The sequence below is a fragment of the Luteimonas aquatica genome, from assembly GCF_022662575.1.
Lineage (GTDB): Bacteria > Pseudomonadota > Gammaproteobacteria > Xanthomonadales > Xanthomonadaceae > Luteimonas > Luteimonas aquatica.
Window position 1 is genome coordinate 227,628 of the sequence record NZ_JALBFU010000003.1, and the last position, 16,488, is coordinate 244,115.

The following is a 16,488-nucleotide window of genomic DNA, read 5'->3' on the forward strand; positions in this document are numbered from 1 at the left end:
TCTCGCGCCCGCACTCCTCCATCGAGATACGAATCCGCGTCCATCGATGCGGCGCGGTTCTGCGCACGCCAGCCCGCCGTTTGCGGCGAGTGCAGCATGCGTTTTTGCCGAATTGCCCTCTCGCCGCGGCGATTTTCCGCCTGGTTTTGCATTTCGCCCCCCGGCTTCTACTATCGGGACACCCTTCCTCGCATAGGTGTCCCGCATCCGAGGATTGGGTGTCATTGGATTCCCACCGGAGAGAGAGATGACCTTAAGAAAACACAGGCTCTGCGGAGCGATCGCTTCCGCCTTGATCATGGGCACCGTCGGATTCGCCGGCACCGCCGCCGCGCAGGACAGCGCATCCCCCGCGCCACAGCAGCAGCCCACCGAACTCGACCGCGTCGAGGTGACGGGCTCGCGCATCCGCCAGGCCAGCATCGAGACTTCCAACCCGGTCATCGTGATGAGCCGGGAACAGATCCAGAAGCAGGGCTTCACCAGCGTCGGCGACATCCTGCAGAACATCACCACCACCGGCTCGCCGGCCATCAGCCGCGCCAACGCATTGTCCTCGGGCGAGGAGGTCGGCGGCCAGTACGTCGATCTGCGCAATCTCGGCCCGCAGCGCACGCTGGTGCTGCTCGACGGCAAACGCCTGGGCATCGCCTCCAACGGCTATGCCGACCTGGCCTCGATTCCCACCGTGTCGGTGGAACGCATCGAAGTGCTCACCGACGGCGCCTCGGCGATCTACGGCTCCGACGCCATCGCCGGCGTGATCAACATCATCACCCGGAAGAACTTCGACGGCCTGGAGGCCAGCGGCTACGTCGGCCAGTACGGCCAGGGCGACGGGCAGGTGCAGACCTACAACTTCCTGCTCGGTTCCACCGGCGAGCGCAGCGCCATCACTTTCGGCGCCGAATACACCAAGGAAAAACCCGTCTACGCGCGCGATCGCGACTTCTCCTTCTCGGGCGGCGGCCCCTGGCATCCCTATCCGGACCTCGACCCGATCACCGGCGAGATCCGGGCCAACGGATGGAGCGGCAACACCGACGTCGGCCGGATCCGCACCAGCACGGGCGACTGGTCGCTCAATCCTGGCGCCGACCCGGGCAGCCTGGCCAACTACCACGCCTATGGCACCGGGGCGAATTTCGACCTGGCCAACCCGAACCAGCAGATGTTCCTGCGCACCGGCATCGAGCGCCGTTCGGTGTTCGCCACCGGCAGCTTCGATTTCACCGACAAGCTGCGCCTGAACGTCGACGGCCTGTATACCCACCGCGAAACGCTGCAGCAGATCGCCGGCTATCCCTTCAGCTCCGACAGCTATAACGACGGCGGCCGCATCCTGTGGTCGGCCGACAACGTGTACAACCCGTTCGGCGAGGACGCCAGGTTCTGGCGCCGCACCTCCGAAGTCCCGCGCCAGACCAACAACGAGCTGACCACCTACCGCTTCAGCGCGAGCCTGGAGGGCGCGTTCGACATCGGCGAGAAGTCGTGGAACTGGGATGTCGGCTACGTCTACAACCAGAACAAGGGCGCGCAGAACGGCACCGGCAACCTGTTCATCCCCAACGCCAGGAACGCCCTGGGCGCCAGCTTCATCGATGCTGACGGCGTCGCGCGCTGCGGCACGCCGGATGCGGTCATCAGCGGGTGCATCCCGTGGAATCCGGCGCTGCCCTTCGGCCAGGCCGGCGCCGGCGGTCTCACCGGGAACGGCGCGCTGCAGGACTACCTGTTCCTGCCCACGCACGACACCTCCGAAACCACCACGCACATCTACAGCCTCAATCTCAGCGGCGCGCTGTGGAAGCTGCCGGCGGGCGACCTGACGATGGCGATCGGCTACGAACACCGCAAGGAAGAGGCGCGTTTCGAGCCCGACGCGCTCAAGCAGTCCGGACTGAGCACCGACCTCGCGGGCGGCGTCACCGCCGGCGGCTATTCGCTCGATGAGTTCTATCTGGAATTCAACGTGCCGATCCTGGCCGACAAGCCCTTCGCCAAGGAGCTCACCGTCGACGTGGCCGGCCGCTACTCCGACTACGACACCTTCGGCGATACGACCAAGAGCAAGGTCGGCCTGAAGTGGCGGCCGATCGAGGACCTGCTGGTGCGCGGCACCTACGCCACCGGCTTCCGCGCCCCGACCCTGGGCGATCTCTACGGCGGCAGCTCGCAGAGCTTCGAGTTCTATACCGACCCGTGCGATACCAGCTTCGGCTCGGCCGCCCTCAACCCCGCGGTCGCGGCCCGCTGCGCGGCCGACAACGTACCGACCGACTTCCGCCAGATCGCTTCGGGCGGCACGGTCGCCTCCGGCCCGAACTCGCAGTCGGACTGGCCTTTCGTGGTCACCTCGAACGCCGATCTCAAGCCGGAAACCTCGAAGTCGACCACCTTGGGCGTGGTCTACAGCCCGAGCTTCGTCGAGGGTCTCGACATCAGCCTGGACTGGTGGAAGATCAAGATCGAGGACGTGATCGCGGCCGAGACCATGACTTCGATCCTCAACCGCTGCTACGTCCTCGGCATCGCCTCCTCGTGCGGCAGCTTCACCCGCGATACCGACGGCAGCGTCGGCACCAGCCAGGGTGAAATCTACGATGCGACCGTATCGCTGGTGAACGGCGGCTACCAGGAAACGGCCGGCTACGACTTCAACGTGCGCTACCGCCTTCCCGAAACCTCATTCGGCAACCTGACCATCGACTGGAAGACCACCTACGTGGACTACTGGGAATACAAGCGCGACAACGAGGCGGTCACGCCGGTGGAGCAGAAGAACGGCTGGAGCGTGGACGGCAACGCCTATTTCCGCACCCGCTCGAACCTGAGCCTGGACTGGGAATACCAGGACTTCGGCGCCACGTGGGGCGTGCGCTACTACTCGGGCCTCAAGGAAGCCTGCGCCTACGACGTCGGAAACGCCGAATACGGCGTCCCGCCCGGCGGCCCGGAGTGCAACAAGCCGAACTTCTCGTCCCCGTACACCAACATCCAGCCGTCGGACGAAAGCGGCTCGAACACCTTCCACGACGTGCAGGTCCGTTACAACGCGCCCTGGAACGCCACGATCGCCATCGGCGCCAACAACCTGTTCGACCACGAGGGCAATTACCTGTACACCAGCCCGAACTCCGACTTCGGCATGTACGGCGGCTTCGACATCGGCCGTTTTGTCTACATGAAGTACAGCCAGCGTTTCTGATCCACGGGCGCAGGCGACAAAGCACTACGGCCCCGAACGGGGCCGTAGTTTCATGCGGACCTGGCAATCGCGCGGCGCGTCCGCGGACCGCGGCACCTCAGTAGAGCAGGTTCTTCGCGATGCGCGACTGCTCGGCCTTCAGCGCCTCGGGCACGCGCGCGCCGTACTCGTCCAGGTACGAGCCGATGCTCGCCACCTCGTCGCGCCAGCCCTGGCGGTCGACCGACAGCAGGATCTGCCGGGCCTCCGGACTCAGGTCGAGGCCGTCGAGATTCAGATCCGTGGTCCTGGGCAAGGCGCCGATCGGCGTGTCGACCGCGCCCGCCTCGCCCTTGACGCGCCCGATCATCCATTCCAGCACGCGCAGGTTGTCGCCGAAGCCCGGCCACAGGAACTTGCCGTCCTCGCCCTTGCGGAACCAGTTGACGTGGAAGATCTTCGGCAGCTTCGCGCCGGGCTTGTCGAACGACAGCCAGTGGGCGAAGTAGTCGGCGAAGTTGTAGCCGCAGAAAGGCTTCATCGCCATCGGGTCGCGGCGCATCACGCCGACCTTGCCGGTGGCCGCGGCGGTGGTCTCCGAGCCCATCGCGGCGCCGACCAGCACGCCGTGGGTCCAGTCGTTGGCCTCGAACACCAGCGGCACCAGGGAGGCGCGGCGGCCGCCGAAGACGATCGCCGAGATCGGCACGCCCTGCGCGTCCTCGGCGTGCGGCGAATAGGACGGGCATTGCTTGGCGCTGACGGTGAAGCGCGAATTGGGATGCGCGGCCGGGCCGTTGCCGGCGGCATGCTCGCGGCCCTGCCAGTCCTTGCTCGGCGCGCGGTCGTCGAGGCCTTCCCACCAGGGCTGGTTGTCGGCGGTGACGGCGACGTTGGTGAAGATGGTGTCGCGCTGGATGCTGGCCAGCGCGTTGGGATTGGAATTGGCGCCGGTGCCCGGCGCCACGCCGAAGTAGCCGGCCTCCGGATTGATGGCGTACAGGCGGCCGTCCTTGCCGGGACGCATCCAGCAGATGTCGTCGCCGACGGTCCAGACCTTCCAGCCCTGGGCGCGATAGCTTTCCGGCGGGATCAGCATCGCCAGGTTGGTCTTGCCGCAGGCGCTGGGAAAGGCGGCGGCGATGTAATGGGTCTCGCCCTGCGGATTCTCCACGCCGACGATGAGCATGTGCTCGGCCAGCCAGCCCTCGTTGCGGGCCTGGTGCGAGGCGATGCGCAGCGCATGGCATTTCTTGCCGAGCAGGGCGTTGCCGCCGTAGCCCGAGCCGTAGGACTTGATGGTCAGCTCTTCCGGGAAATGCATGATGTAGCGACGCTCGGGGTCGAGCTCGCCGATCGAATGCAGGCCGCGCACGAAGCCACCCGCGTCGCCTTCCGCGCCCTCGCGCTCGATCCGCGCCAGCGCCGCGGCGCCCATGCGGGTCATGATGCGCATGTTGGCGACCACGTAGGGCGAGTCGGTGATCTCCACTCCGCAGCGCGCCAGCGGCGAATCGATCGGCCCCATGCAGTACGGGATCACGTACATGGTGCGGCCGCGCATGCAGCCGTCGAACAGCGCGTCGATCTTGGCGTGGGCCTCGGCCGGCGCCATCCAGTGGTTGTTGGGGCCGGCGTCTTCCTGGTTGGCGTGGCAGACGAAGGTCAGGTGCTCCACGCGCGCCACGTCGTCGGGATGGGAGCGGTGCAGCCAGCTGCCCGGATGGGTGTCGGCGTTGAGCGGCAGCAGGGTGCCGTCGGCCTGCATCTGCGCCAGCAGCGCCTGGTATTCGGCGTCGCTGCCGTCGCACCAGTGGATGCGGTCGGGGCGGGTCAGTTCGGCGACCGAACGGACCCAGTCGTTGAGGGCCTCAAGAGAACTGGGGGTCGGAGTCGGGGCGATCGCGGCATTCATCGCAGGGCTCTCGTGGTTGCGGGCGGGCGGCGCGAGGCGCGGCCGGCCTCAGGGTTTCGGGGGAATGACGACCGCCATCATGTGTTCGACATAGGCTTCCAGTTCCTCGCGCGGCGGCTTGGCCGGCTCCAACTGTAGCTGCAGCTGCAGAAAGCCCACGTATGCGGCGTAGACCAGGCGCGCGCGGTGCTGGGCGTCGCTGCGGCCGAGGCCGGCCTGGCGGAAGGAGGCGGTGAGATAGTCCAGCCGGCGCTGCGAGACGCGCTCCATGACCGGGCGCACGATGGGATGGTCCATCGCCTTGAGCAACGCACCGAAGATGATGTGCGAGGTCACCTCGTGGGCGACCATCCTGAACAGGTCGCGCAGGCGCTGGCGCGGATCGGGAACGGCTTCGAGCATGCCGAACACCGATTCCTGCTCGATGCTTTCCCAGCGCTCCAGGGCCGCCTGCAGCAAGGCGTCGCGGGAGGGGAAATGCCAGTAGAAGCTGCCCTTGGTCACGCCCAGGCGCCGCGCCAGCGGTTCCACCGCCACGGCCGACACGCCCTGCTCGGCGATCAGGTGAAGGGCGGCCTGCGCCCAGTCCTCGGCGCTCAGGCGCCCCTTGCGTTCCGGTTTTTCGGCGGCCGGCGCCGGTGCGGTGGCAGTGGTCATCGGGGCCAGTGTATTCCATACGCAAAGGCACGGGACAGTATCGTTTCTGAACTGCCGTTCATCCGTGGCGCATTCATTTCGTGCCCCCGGGGATCGGATTGACAATGCCGGAAGGGCTACCCATACTGATGCGTATGGTTTAGGCCCGTGGTCGCGCAGCGATCAGCCCGCGCGTCCTGAGTGTCCAGCCTCAGCGAAATCTCCGCTTTGTAGAGAACACATTCATGCCGCTCGCCGGAGTGTCCAGATGAGCATCGCGCTTCCCTTCCTCGCCTTCCTTCTCGCCGGCGCCTTCGCCGCCTACCACCGCCTGCGGCTGGCGTACTGGGCCGCCATCACCGCCACCTTGCTGGTGGCCTGCTGGCTGCTCGGCGCCAATCGGACGGCGGTGATCGTGGCCGCGGCCCTGGTCGCCGTGATCGCGGTGCCGCTGCTGCTGCCGCCGTTGCGCAAGGCGCTGGTGACCTCGCCGGCGCTGAGGTTCTACCGCAAGATCCTGCCGCCGCTGTCGCAGACCGAGCGCATCGCGCTGGAATCGGGCTCGGTCGGTTTCGAGGGCGAACTGTTTTCCGGCGATCCCGACTGGAAGCAGCTGCTGGCCCAGCCCAAGGCGCAGCTCACCGCCGAGGAGCAGGCCTTCCTCGACGGCCCGGTGGAAGAGCTGTGCCGACGCACCAACGACTGGGAGATCACCCACGTCCTGGCCGACCTGCCGCCGGAGACCTGGGAGTTCATCAAGAAGAACAAGTTCTTCGGCATGATCATCCCGAAGGAGTACGGCGGCCTCGGCTTCTCGGCGCTGGCCCACCACAAGGTGATCCAGAAGCTGGCCTCGGTCTCCAGCGTGCTCAGCTCCACCGTCGGCGTGCCCAACTCGCTCGGCCCGGGCGAGCTGCTGATGCACTACGGCACCCAGGAGCAGAAGGACCACTACCTGCCGCGCCTGGCCGACGGCCGCGAGGTGCCCTGCTTCGGCCTGACCGGCCCCTTCGCCGGCTCCGACGCCACCTCGATCCCCGACTACGGCATCGTCTGCAGCGGCGAGTGGAACGGCGCCCAGGTGCTGGGCGTGAAGCTCACCTTCGACAAGCGCTACATCACCCTGGCCCCGGTGGCGACGCTGATCGGCCTGGCCTTCCGCATGTACGATCCGGACGGCCTGCTCGGCGACAAGCGCGACATCGGCATCACCCTGGCGCTGGTGCCGCGCGACACCCCCGGCGTGGAGATTGGCCGCCGTCACTTCCCGCTCAACTCGACCTTCCAGAACGGCCCGATCCGCGGCCGCGAGATCTTCGTGCCGCTGTCGCAGCTGATCGGCGGCGAGGAGTTCGCCGGCAAGGGCTGGTTGATGCTCAACGAGTGCCTGTCGATCGGCCGCTCGATCACCCTGCCCTCCACCGCCAGCGGCGGCGGCAAGATCGGCGCGGTGGTCACCGGCGCCTACGCGCGCATCCGCAAGCAGTTCGGCCTGTCGGTGGGCCGCTTCGAGGGCGTGGAGGAAGCGCTCTCGCGCATCGCCGGCAAGGCCTACGCCACCAGCGCGCTGTCGCAGGCCACGGCCATGGCGGTGGACCGCGGCGAGAAGCCGGCGGTGCCCTCGGCGATCGCCAAGTACCACTGCACCACCATGGGCCGGGAGATCTCCGGCGACGTGATGGACGTGCTCGGCGGCAAGGGCATCATCCTCGGCCCGCGCAACTTCGCCGGCCGCAGCTGGCAGGCCTCGCCGATCGCGATCACGGTGGAAGGCGCCAACATCATGACGCGCAGCCTGCTGATCTTCGGCCAGGGCGCGATCCTCTGCCACCCCTGGGTGCTGAAGGAAATGAAGGCGGCGCAGAATCCCGACCTGAAGGCCGGCGTCGCCGAGTTCGACCGCCCGCTGTTCGGCCACATCGGCTTCGCGATCTCCAACGCGGTGCGCTCGTTCTGGTTCGGCCTGACCGCAGCCAGGATCGGCTCGGCGCCGGGCGACGCCTACACCCGCCGCTTCTTCCGCAAGCTGGACCGCTACTCGGCCAACCTGGCACTGATCGCCGACGTGTCGATGCTGATGCTCGGCGGCAAGCTGAAGTTCAAGGAATCGCTGTCCGGGCGCCTGGGCGACGTGCTCAGCAACCTGTACATCGTCAGCGCCATGCTCAAGCGCTACCACGACGAGGGCGCGCCGGCCTCCGACCAGCCGCTGCTGGCCTGGGCGATCCATGACGCCGTGCACAAGATCGAGCTGGCGCTGTCGGCGGCGCTGCGCAACTTCCCGATCCGTCCGGTCGGCTGGCTGCTGTGGGCGCTGGTGTTCCCGTGGGGCCGCCGCGCCGAGGCGCCGGGCGACCGCCTCAGCCACCGCGTCGCCGCGCTGCTGATGACCCCCAACGAGGCGCGCGACCGCCTGGCGCAGGGCGTGTTCACCACGCCGTGCGAGAACAACCCGGCCGGCCGCATCGACAGCTACCTGTCCAAGGCCGTGCTGGCCGAGCCGGTGGAGCGCAAGTTCCTCAAGGCGCTGAAGAACAGCGACATCGAGGCGCTGGAGTTCACCCAGCAGCTCGACGAGGGCGTGCGCGAGGGCTGGATCACCGCCGAGGAACGCAAGCAGCTGGAAGAGCTGCGCGCGATCACGCTCGACACGATCACCGTCGACGACTTCGATCCGCACGAGCTGCGCGCGGCCACCTACTACGACCGCAAGCAGCCGGCGCACTCGCGCGAAGCCGCCTGAGTCGCGGCCGCGGCACGACCAGCCCCCAAGACGGCGAGCCTCGGCTCGCCGTCGTTCTTCGAGGACCCGCGCATGGCCGCTCCCGTGCTCTCGCTCTACCGCCGCGTCACCCGCTGGCCCGCCGGCCACTGGCTGTTCTCGCGCCTGGTGTGCCTGAAGGCGCCCTACTTCGGCAGCATCTCGCCGCGCATGACCGTGCTCGAGCCGGGCCGCGCCGAGGCCTGGATCGCCCATCGCCGCCGCGTCACCAACCACATCGGCACGGTGCATGCCATCGCCCTGTGCAACCTCGCCGAATTCACCGGCGGCCTGGCCACCGACGTCAGCATCCCCGCCTCGATGCGCTGGATTCCCAAGGGCATGCGCGTGGAATACCTGAAGAAGGCGGTCGGCCGGCAGCATGCGGTGGCCACGCCGGAATTCCCGCCGCACGAGGCGACGCAGGGCTACGAGCTGCCGATGCAGGTCGTGGTCTCCGATCCGCAGGGCGATGTGGTGTTCAAGGCGTGCATCAGCATGTGGGTGTCGCCGAAGCCGGCGCGCGGCTGACGCCGCTCCCGCTGAAGCCGGGCAGGCATCCGACCATCTCCGGAGTCACGCAAATGTCGCCAGACCTGCTGGTCCAGCTATGCGGCGTGCACAGCCTCGCCTTCGCGGCGTTCCACCTGGCGTTCTGGAAGCTGTTCGGCTGGAAGGACGAGCTGCGGCGCGTCGGCCTGGCCACGCGCGCGGTCACGCAGATCCTCAACCTGCGGCTGACCTACGTGTTCCTGGGCATCGGCGTGCTCTGCTTCGCCTTCCCCCGCGACCTGCATGCCACGCCGCTCGGCCGCGCGCTGCTCGTGTTCATGGCGCTGTTCTGGGTGGGCCGCACCATCGAGCAGTGCGTGTTCCTGCGCGTGAACCGGCCGCTGGTGCACGTGCTCACGGCCTTGTTCGTGCTCGGCGCCGCGCTGTTCGCCGCGCCGCTGTTCGCCTGATCCGTCCGGACTAGGCGCCGGCGGCCAGCAGCGCGGCGATCGCCAGCAATGCCGGCAGCGCCTGCACGTAGAGGATGCGCCGGCTGACGCTGTAGGCGCCGTACAGGCCGGCCACCACCACGCAGCCGAGGAAGAACAGCTGCACCTCGCGCTGGTCGCCGGCCAGCCCCCACAGCAGTCCGGCGGCCAGGAAGCCGTTGTACAGCCCCTGGTTGGCGGCCAGCACGCGGGTGAGCTCGGCCTTCTCCGGCGTGTTGCGGAACACCTTCAGCCCGAGCGGGCGGGTCCACAGGAACATCTCCAGCACCAGGAAATACAGGTGCAGCAAGGCGACCAGCACGACCAGCGCGGCGGCGATTCCCGACATGGCGACTTCTCCCCGATCGAAGCCGACAGCTTACGGCGAAGCGGCCCCGCCCTGCAGGGTCAGGCGCGAGATTTCCGGCGGCACGCCCAGGCGCACCGGCATGATGCTGGTGCCGATGCCGGTGCTGACGAACAGGTGGCGGCCGTGCTCGTCGATCGGACCGGCGACGTAGCGGTGGCTGGCCGGCACCAGCAGCGCGCCGAGCAGCGGCAAGCGCACCTGTCCGCCGTGGGTATGGCCGGCGATGGTCAGCGCGGCGCGCGGCGGGATCGCCGGGAAGATGTCGGGGTTGTGGGTCAGCGCGATCACCGGCGCGTCGTCGCCGACGGCGGCGAAGGTGCGCGCGACCTGCGGATGGCCTTCCCAGAAATCGCCGATGCCCGCCAGCCAGAACCGGCATCGGCCCAATTGCAGCTCGCGCGCCTGGTTCTCCAGCACCACCACGCCCGCCGACTCCAGCGCGCGGCGCACCCGGCCGCCGTCCTTCCACCAGTCGTGGTTACCGAGCACCGCATAGACCGGTTTGCGCGCGGTCAGCGGCTTCAGGTGCGCGGCGATCTCCTCCGGCGGCACGTAGGTGCCCAGGAACACGCTGAGAATCACGTAGTCGCCGGCCATCAGCACGGCCTTCGAATCGCTGTCGACCAGGCGCCGCACGACGCGGTCGAGGTTGTCCACGCCGTTGCGCGGCGAACCGGTATGCGTGTCGGCGATCACGTCCAGGCGCAGGCCGTCGCAGGCCGCCGGCCAGTTCGGCAGCGCCATCGCGTAGTCGCGCTCGACCAGGCGGCCCGGCTCGATCACGAAGCCCCACACCGCCAACCCCAGCAGCACCAGGCCCAGCAAGGACAACGGCAGGCGCCAGCGGCGCAGGAAGCGCGACAGCCTGCGTCTCATGCCGGATCGGCACCCGCGGCGGCACGCTCGGACGGCAGCCTGGCTTCCTCGCGCAGCAGCCGCCAGGCGCCGAAGGTCATGGCGCCGGCCACCAGCAGGCCCGCGCCGAACACCACGCTGGAGCCGAACGCGGACAGCGCCTTGTGCACCCAGACGAAGGTGAGATCGCCGCCGCGATAGACCACCGTGTCGATGGCCGCGCCCGCCTTGTAGCGCCATTCGCGCCCCACCCGCGTATAGATGGTCTCGCGCGCCGGCTTGGCCAGCGAGAATTCGCTGGCGCGGGTCACGATCTGCACGATGGCCACCAGCATCGGGAACGGCGAGGCGGCCAGCGCCGCGAAGCCGAGCATGATCGCGAAACCCGGGATCAGCAGCGCCGGCCGGATGCCGAAGCGCGAGAGCAGCCAGCGCGTGACCAGCAGCTGCACCGCCAGCGTGAGTCCGTTCACGGCCAGGTCGATCCTGGCGTAGTAGGCCGTGCTCTGCGCCGGATCGGTGAACAGGCGGCGCACGATCGCCGCCTGCTCGTTGTACAGCAGCGTGCCCACGCCCACGCCGAAGATGGTCAGCACCGCCAGCCAGCGCAGCAGCGGCTCGCGCGCGATCAGTTTCAGGCCGGCGAAGACGCCGCCGCCCATCGGCACCTCACCGCTGGCTAGGTTGCGCTCGCGCTCGCGGGCGACGGCGACCCGGCGCAGGCGCAGCACGCATATCACGCACACGAGCAGGAAACCGGCCGAGACCAGCATCAGGTTGGCGATGCCCACGCGCTCGACCAGGCTGCTGGTCAGGATCGGCCCCGCGAAGGCACCGACCGTCCCGGCCGCGCCGATGTAGCCGTAGTAGCTGCGCGCCTCGGCATTGCTGAACACGTCGGCCATGAAGCTCCAGAACACCGCCACCGCGAACAGGTTGAACACGGTGATCCAGAGGAAGAAGGCCATGCCCCGCCCAGGCATGCCGCTGTCGAAGGCCAGGTAGAACAGCAGCAGGGTGACGATGAAGAAGCCGTACACCACCGGCAGGAACACGCGCCGCGGGAAGCGGCTCACCAGCGCGCCGTAGGCCGGCTGCAGCAGCAGCATGATCAGGAAGGTGCAGGTGAACAGCACCTGCAGGGTGAATTCCTTCAACGGCATGCCGCGCTCGGCGAAGAACGCGATCATCCACGGCGGAAAGATCGCCTGCACGTCGTTGGAGGCGCCCATGGCCTCGCGCACCGGACGCAGCACGTAATAGCCGCTGAGCAGGCAGAAGAAATACAGAAAGGCCCACATCAGCGGCGGCGAGGCCGCCAATGCCGCGCGGAGGCGTCCGATTCGTTGGCTGGCACTGGTGGCGTTCAAGCAGGCACCGGGTTCGTGGAGGGCATGCTGCGCCGCGGCACGTTAGCCGATGTCGTCGATCATTGCCATGTCCGGCCGGCTCCTTCCATGCATGACAGAGTCCTGAGGTTGCCATGCTTGGCGAACCGTCACCACGCCAGGCCGTCCAGCCCGGTCATCCCTGGCCGGGCGTTCGCATCGATGCGCGCCAGTGGCGCGCAAGCATCGATGCCCACCCCGATTGTGCGTCGCAACAAGAGCATATGCTCTACACCCCCGGCCTACTTTCGGTCGATGCCAGAGACCCCCGCCCCTTACGACTACATCATCGTCGGCGCCGGTTCGGCCGGCTGCGTGCTGGCCAACCGCCTCACCGAGGATCCGGCGGTGCGCGTGCTGTTGTTGGAGGCCGGCCCGCGCGACTGGAATCCCTTCATCCACATGCCGGCCGGCCTGGCCAAGCTGGTCGGTCGCAAGGGCATCAACTGGAACTACGACACCGCGCCCGAGCCGCAGCTGGACAACCGCCGCCTGTGGTGGCCGCGCGGCAAGGTGCTGGGCGGTTCCAGCTCGATCAACGCGATGTGCTACATCCGCGGCGCGCAGGCCGACTACGACGAGTGGGCGGCGCTGGGCGCCGAGGGCTGGGACTGGCAGGCGGTGCTGCCCTACTTCAAGCGCAGCGAGGGCAATACCCGCGGCGCGGACGCGCTGCACGGCGGCGACGGCCCGCTGACGGTCTCCGACCTGCGCTACGTCAACCCGCTGTCGCAGGTGTTCATCGACGCCGCGCAGCAGACCGGCCTGCCGCACAACCGCGACTTCAACGGCGCCGAGCAGCTCGGCGCCGGCCTGTACCAGGTCACCCAGCGCGAGGGCGCGCGCTGTTCCTCGGCGCTGGCCTACCTGGAGCCGGCCAGGGCACGGCTCAACCTGCACGTGGAGACCGGCGCGCTGGTGCAGCGCGTGCTGATCGAGGGCGGCCGCGCCACGGGCGTGGCCTACCGCCTGCGCGGCCGCGCGCTGCAGGCGCATGCCGGCCGCGAGGTGCTGCTGTGCGGCGGCGCGATCAACTCGCCGCAATTGCTGATGCTCTCGGGCATCGGTCCGGCGGGGGACCTGCGCCGCCACGGCATCGACGTGCGCGTCGACGCGCCCGGCGTCGGCGCCAACCTGCAGGACCACCTCGATGTCTGCACCCTGCGCCACTGCACCCAGCCGCACCTGAGCTACGACCGTGCCGGCGACCTCGGGGTGGCCTACCGCTACTACCTGCACGGCCATTCCGGCCCCGGCAGCAGCAATATCGCCGAGGCCGGCGGCTTCGTGCGCTCGTCCCTGGCCACCGACGCCCGTCCCGACATCCAGCTGCACTTCGTTCCGGCGATGCTCGACGACCACGGCCGCCACCGCCTCAAGGGCGACGGCTTCACCGTGCATGCCTGCTACCTGCGCCCGCGCAGCCGCGGCCGCATCGCCCTGGCCAGCGCGGATCCGGGCGAGCCGGCGCGCATCGAGGCCAACTATCTCAGCGACCCGGACGGCTTCGACCTGAAGATGATGCTCGAATGCGCCAAGCTCTCGCGCGCGCTGTTCGCGCAGAAGGCCTTCGATCCCTACCGCGGCGCGCCGATCTTCCCGGCCCGCGACGACCTCGACGACGCCCAGCTGGTCGCCTTCATCCGCGCCAAGGCCGAGACCATCTACCACCCGGTCGGCACCTGCCGCATGGGCGGGGACGCGGCCTCGGTCGTCGACCCGGAACTGCGGGTGCGCGGCGTGGAGGCGCTGCGCGTGATCGATGCCTCCGTGATGCCGACCCTGATCGGCGGCAACACCAACGCGCCGACCATGATGATCGCCGAGCGCGCCTCGGACCTGATCCGCGGCAAGATCGCGCGGCGGGCCGCGCCGGCCGCCGCGGCCGGACACGACGCCCGGCTCGCGGTCACCGCCTGAGGCGGTACCGCCGCCGTCTCAGGGCGCCGACAGGTAGCGCTCGGCCCAGTATTCCTTCAGGAACCGCTCGAACTGCGCGTCGGACATCGCGTCCTTCTTGCGCCGGTTGTCCGCGACCTGCTTCTTGAACTCGTCGGTGCGCCTGTACCGCTCGAACCGCTCGTCGCGGAAGCGCTCGAACTCCGCCAGGGAGAGGTTGCGCCGGTCGGTCTGGATGCCTTCCTTGACGGTCGCCACGATGTAGCGCTCGTAGGTGGTGGCGTACCCCATGTGCACGTACTCGGCCTGCTCGCCGTCGGGCACGATCAGGGTGCCGGTGTACCAGTCGGCGACGACGTCCTGCCGGCCCGGGAACAGTTCCTGCATGCCGTCGACGGCGAGCTCCTCCTCGTCCTCGACCTCGGGGCGCCCCTGCTGCCGGTAGCCCTTGACCTTCCTGAGGTAGAGCTTCCCCTGCACCAGCTCCCACGTGGCGACGTAGCCGCGCCACAGGGCCGTATGCGGCGCATCGAAGCGCGGCGCCTTGTCGCCGAGCGTTTCCAGATAGCGGTCGAGGGGATTGGTATTGAGCGCGTACTGCTTGCCGTCGATCAGGATGACGTCGGGCATCTGCGCCGTGGCATGCGCCTGGGAAAGCACGCCCACCAGGGCGAACAGCAGCACCAGCAATGCCTGTCTCACGAATCCCCCCTCGCGTCCGTTTGCGAGCGTCCAGGGTACAACGCCCGGCGAGCCGCGGACGTCCGCGGGCGCGCCTATCGTTGCGGGATCAGGCTCAGGTCCTCGCGGTAGCTCCAGGTCTCGGCGCTGGCCTCGGCCACCGACGCCGCCAGGTCGTCCTGCAGTGCCGGCGTGGCGGCCAGCCGCTCCAGCCCGCCGTCGTGCGCGTCGTAGCTCTTCCAGTCCTCGCGCGCCACCATCAGCATGTACTGCGGCACGGCGCCCCCCACCACCTTCTCGTACCAGGTGTAGGGCGGCGCGGCGCGGTCGGCCAGCAGCGCCTGGCGCGCGGCCTGCACGGCGCGTTCGAAGCGCGCGCGGCTGCCCGGCCGCAGCGTGTAGTGGAAGACCTGGACGCGCTTGCTCGGCGTCCACCGTTCCAGCGGAAACCCCGTGCTCAGCTCGCGCCGCAGGCGATAGCTGGCGCGATCGGCGGTGTCGGCGTAGGGCGTGACGTTGCGCCCGGCATCGGCGCCGTCGCCGGCCGGATCGACGCGGCGGTCGAACGCGGCGAAGGGCGCGCCGAAACTGCCGTCAACGAACAGCCCCGCGCGCGCGCCGTCGCCGACGTACCAGCCGTACCAGACCAGCGGATCGCGCTTGTCGCGGTGCCAGGCCAGGTGCCGGCGATAGCCGGCGTCGAAGCGCGCCTCCATTCCGGGTTTGAGGGTGTAGGCGAACAGGTGCGCGGCATCGCCGCTGTCGCGCAGCGACTGCGCGCGGGCGCCGCCCGCCATCGCCAGGCAGCCGGCCAATGCGGCCAGCAGGCTCGTCCAACCACGCATGTGCGTCTCCCGTCACGATGTCGGCGGCAGCTTAGGCGCCGTGGCGGGCGGCGACTATTTCAAATCCGCGCGCGAGCGTTCAAGCCCCTAGAATGGAGCGATGCCGCCCGACTTCAGACGCCTGTCGGTGTTCCGCGCCGTGGTCAACCACGGCGGCGTGATCGCGGCCGCGCGGGTGCTGCACAAGTCGCCGTCGGCGGTGACCTACGACCTGCAGCAGCTCGAGCGCGCGCTCGGCGCGCGGCTGTTCCGCAAGGCCGGCCGGCGCCTGGCGCTGACCGCGCAAGGACGCACGCTGGCCGCCTCCATCGAGCGCGCCTACCTCGACCTGCAGCATGCCTGGGACGGCGCGGCCGGCGGCGCCGAAACCCCGGAGCCGCTGCGCATCGCCTGCGTCTCCGGCTACGGCCGCTACCGCCTGCTGCCGGGCCTGCTGGCGCGACTGCCGCGCGAGCGCCCGCTCGAGGTGCTGTTCCGCACCGCCAACGAAGTGCTCGCGCTGCTGGAGAGCGGCCGCGTCGGCCTGGGCGTCAGCTATCGCCCGCTGGTCACCGCCGGCATCGCCTCGGCGCCGCTGGCCGAGGAGACCTTGGTGCTGGTGGGCCCGAAGGCCGCGCGGCGCGCGCCCGCGCCGCAGGAGATCGCCGCCCTGCCCTTCGTCACCTACGAGGAATTCGACTACGTCTTCTTCCGCTGGTTCGAGGCCCACGATCTCGCCCTCCCGCAGCCGTGGCGGCGCGTGGACCATTTCGACGAGCTGGAGGAAGCCCTGGAAAGCGTGGCCTGCGGGCGCGGCTGGTCGGTGGTGCCGTTCGACGCGGCCAACGGACGCGCCTACCGCACGCGGGTGCGCATCCACCACCTGCAGCGGCGCGTGTGCCACAACCAGATCCACCTGGTCGGCAGCACGCAGGCGCTGCAGGGCGAGGACGCGGCGCTGGTGCGGCAGGCGGCCTCGGCCTAGCTTC

At 69.1% G+C, this 16,488-nt stretch carries 13 protein-coding genes; 6 read left to right on the plus strand and 7 right to left on the minus strand.

What is annotated here, in order from left to right:
* The first annotated feature begins 247 nt into the window (after window positions 1-247).
* Complete coding sequence (locus MD221_RS09865; RefSeq protein WP_242111403.1) at window positions 248-3,211, plus strand: TonB-dependent receptor plug domain-containing protein; 2,964 nt, start codon at window positions 248-250, stop codon at window positions 3,209-3,211.
* Window positions 3,212-3,308: 97 nt separating this feature from the next.
* Here the strand turns inward: MD221_RS09865 and MD221_RS09870 are convergent, their stop codons facing one another.
* Window positions 3,309-5,105 carry a phosphoenolpyruvate carboxykinase (GTP) gene (locus tag MD221_RS09870; protein WP_242111409.1) on the minus strand — a complete coding sequence of 599 codons (1,797 nt, stop codon included), beginning with the start codon at window positions 5,103-5,105 and terminating at the stop codon, window positions 3,309-3,311.
* 48 nt (window positions 5,106-5,153) lie between these two features.
* Window positions 5,154-5,762, minus strand: a complete 609-nt coding sequence (locus MD221_RS09875) for a TetR/AcrR family transcriptional regulator (RefSeq protein ID WP_242111413.1) — start codon at window positions 5,760-5,762, stop codon at window positions 5,154-5,156.
* A 247-nt stretch (window positions 5,763-6,009) separates the two neighbouring features.
* On the opposite strand from MD221_RS09875, the gene MD221_RS09880 reads away from it, so the two are divergent.
* The 3 genes from MD221_RS09880 to MD221_RS09890 all read left to right on the plus strand — a co-directional run bounded on the left by MD221_RS09880 (window position 6,010) and on the right by MD221_RS09890 (window position 9,464).
* Window positions 6,010-8,484, plus strand: coding sequence for an acyl-CoA dehydrogenase (locus tag MD221_RS09880; RefSeq protein ID WP_242111420.1), 2,475 nt, complete (start codon window positions 6,010-6,012; stop codon window positions 8,482-8,484).
* A gap of 72 nt (window positions 8,485-8,556) precedes the next feature.
* A complete protein-coding gene (locus tag MD221_RS09885) occupies window positions 8,557-9,033 on the plus strand; it encodes a hotdog fold domain-containing protein (protein ID WP_242111427.1) in 477 nt (158 codons plus the stop codon).
* Between the two features lie 53 nt (window positions 9,034-9,086).
* Window positions 9,087-9,464, plus strand: coding sequence for a hypothetical protein (locus MD221_RS09890; protein WP_242111428.1), 378 nt, complete (start codon window positions 9,087-9,089; stop codon window positions 9,462-9,464).
* 10 nt (window positions 9,465-9,474) lie between these two features.
* On the opposite strand, the gene MD221_RS09895 is transcribed toward MD221_RS09890, so the two are convergent.
* The 3 genes from MD221_RS09895 to MD221_RS09905 are packed head-to-tail and all read right to left on the minus strand — an operon-like array spanning window position 9,475 to window position 12,008.
* Window positions 9,475-9,831, minus strand: a complete 357-nt coding sequence (locus MD221_RS09895) for a DUF1304 domain-containing protein (RefSeq protein ID WP_242111429.1) — start codon at window positions 9,829-9,831, stop codon at window positions 9,475-9,477.
* Between the two features lie 30 nt (window positions 9,832-9,861).
* A complete protein-coding gene (locus tag MD221_RS09900) occupies window positions 9,862-10,728 on the minus strand; it encodes a metallophosphoesterase (RefSeq protein WP_242111437.1) in 867 nt (288 codons plus the stop codon).
* Window positions 10,725-12,008, minus strand: coding sequence for an NTP/NDP exchange transporter (locus MD221_RS09905; protein ID WP_242111643.1), 1,284 nt, complete (start codon window positions 12,006-12,008; stop codon window positions 10,725-10,727). The genes MD221_RS09900 and MD221_RS09905 overlap by 4 nt, the downstream gene beginning before the upstream one ends.
* A 342-nt stretch (window positions 12,009-12,350) precedes the next feature.
* Between MD221_RS09905 and MD221_RS09910 the strand changes: the two genes are divergently transcribed.
* Window positions 12,351-14,015, plus strand: coding sequence for a GMC family oxidoreductase (locus tag MD221_RS09910; protein ID WP_242111442.1), 1,665 nt, complete (start codon window positions 12,351-12,353; stop codon window positions 14,013-14,015).
* A gap of 18 nt (window positions 14,016-14,033) precedes the next feature.
* On the opposite strand, the gene MD221_RS09915 is transcribed toward MD221_RS09910, so the two are convergent.
* Window positions 14,034-14,696: a hypothetical protein gene (locus tag MD221_RS09915; RefSeq protein ID WP_242111446.1), complete on the minus strand. Its 663-nt coding sequence runs from the start codon at window positions 14,694-14,696 to the stop codon at window positions 14,034-14,036.
* Between the two features lie 74 nt (window positions 14,697-14,770).
* Window positions 14,771-15,520, minus strand: a complete 750-nt coding sequence (locus MD221_RS09920; RefSeq protein WP_242111447.1) for a hypothetical protein — start codon at window positions 15,518-15,520, stop codon at window positions 14,771-14,773.
* Between the two features lie 100 nt (window positions 15,521-15,620).
* Between MD221_RS09920 and MD221_RS09925 the strand changes: the two genes are divergently transcribed.
* Entirely contained in the window at window positions 15,621-16,484 is an 864-nt protein-coding gene (locus MD221_RS09925; RefSeq protein WP_242111449.1) for a LysR family transcriptional regulator, read from the plus strand.
* Window positions 16,485-16,488: the final 4 nt, after the last annotated feature.

Excerpts from the sequence above, each read along its gene's own strand:
- MD221_RS09865 (WP_242111403.1), top strand. The coding sequence starts at position 248 with ATGACCTTAAGAAAACACAGGCTCTGCGGAGCGATCGCTTCCGCCTTG.
- MD221_RS09870 (WP_242111409.1), bottom strand. The coding sequence starts at position 5,105 with ATGAATGCCGCGATCGCCCCGACTCCGACCCCCAGTTCTCTTGAGGCC.
- MD221_RS09875 (WP_242111413.1), bottom strand. The coding sequence starts at position 5,762 with ATGACCACTGCCACCGCACCGGCGCCGGCCGCCGAAAAACCGGAACGC.
- MD221_RS09880 (WP_242111420.1), top strand. The coding sequence starts at position 6,010 with ATGAGCATCGCGCTTCCCTTCCTCGCCTTCCTTCTCGCCGGCGCCTTC.
- MD221_RS09885 (WP_242111427.1), top strand. The coding sequence starts at position 8,557 with ATGGCCGCTCCCGTGCTCTCGCTCTACCGCCGCGTCACCCGCTGGCCC.
- MD221_RS09890 (WP_242111428.1), top strand. The coding sequence starts at position 9,087 with ATGTCGCCAGACCTGCTGGTCCAGCTATGCGGCGTGCACAGCCTCGCC.
- MD221_RS09895 (WP_242111429.1), bottom strand. The coding sequence starts at position 9,831 with ATGTCGGGAATCGCCGCCGCGCTGGTCGTGCTGGTCGCCTTGCTGCAC.
- MD221_RS09900 (WP_242111437.1), bottom strand. The coding sequence starts at position 10,728 with ATGAGACGCAGGCTGTCGCGCTTCCTGCGCCGCTGGCGCCTGCCGTTG.
- MD221_RS09905 (WP_242111643.1), bottom strand. The coding sequence starts at position 12,008 with ATGTGGGCCTTTCTGTATTTCTTCTGCCTGCTCAGCGGCTATTACGTG.
- MD221_RS09910 (WP_242111442.1), top strand. The coding sequence starts at position 12,351 with ATGCCAGAGACCCCCGCCCCTTACGACTACATCATCGTCGGCGCCGGT.
- MD221_RS09920 (WP_242111447.1), bottom strand. The coding sequence starts at position 15,520 with ATGCGTGGTTGGACGAGCCTGCTGGCCGCATTGGCCGGCTGCCTGGCG.
- MD221_RS09925 (WP_242111449.1), top strand. The coding sequence starts at position 15,621 with ATGCCGCCCGACTTCAGACGCCTGTCGGTGTTCCGCGCCGTGGTCAAC.